This window comes from Paenibacillus sp. MSJ-34 (genome assembly GCF_018918005.1).
Lineage (GTDB): Bacteria > Bacillota > Bacilli > Paenibacillales > Paenibacillaceae > MSJ-34.
The window spans coordinates 1-583 of the sequence record NZ_JAHLPR010000137.1 but is presented as its reverse complement, the minus strand read 5'-3'; the positions used below and the strand labels follow the sequence as shown (position 1 = coordinate 583).

Genomic DNA, 583 nt, shown 5'->3' with positions numbered 1-583 from the left:
TTGGCAATCGCTCTTTTGACTGCATTTTTAGCAATTCCTCGAAGGAAAACAAGCTTTCTTGGAGAATATACATCGTGACTTCACTCCTTAAGTTTTCTTGTTTGGTCACTTGAAAACTTCTCCAAGTTGGGGTGAAGTCCCTTTTTTATGTCCGAAAATCCTTACAAATCAAGGCCTTGGATTATTGCAAAACGCTCACATAAATGAAAGGGCATACAATAATACTGCAAGTAAGAGAGATATCTGGAACATGTTCTTCATAGGGCACCAGTCGTTGGTATTCCCTTTTAAGTCTTCTGAAATAATCACGACTGGCTCGACTAAGGCATGAATTAACATAACTGCTAAAACCTTTTTCAATCGCGATAATCGTACTTTGCTTTTTTTCCATAATGTTACACCTCCTCATTAAGTAAATGGGAGGTTGTCCACCCAAAAGCAACCTCCTGCCAAAATTAATTAAACCTAAATTTCGAAAGCCCGTAATATCAAACACTGAATATAGTGGATCTGCCTCGCGGACTGTAAAAAAGTGGAGGTTTCCCAGTTCGTTCGGTTCAAGTCAACATTATGTGGATACACT

The 583-nt window shown here is 38.8% G+C and carries 1 protein-coding gene; it reads right to left on the bottom strand.

Annotated features, from left to right (window positions below; translation table 11 throughout):
* Positions 1-181: 181 nt before the first annotated feature.
* Entirely contained in the window at positions 182-391 is a 210-nt protein-coding gene (locus KQI79_RS27390) for a hypothetical protein (RefSeq protein WP_216541474.1), read from the bottom strand.
* Positions 392-583: the final 192 nt, after the last annotated feature.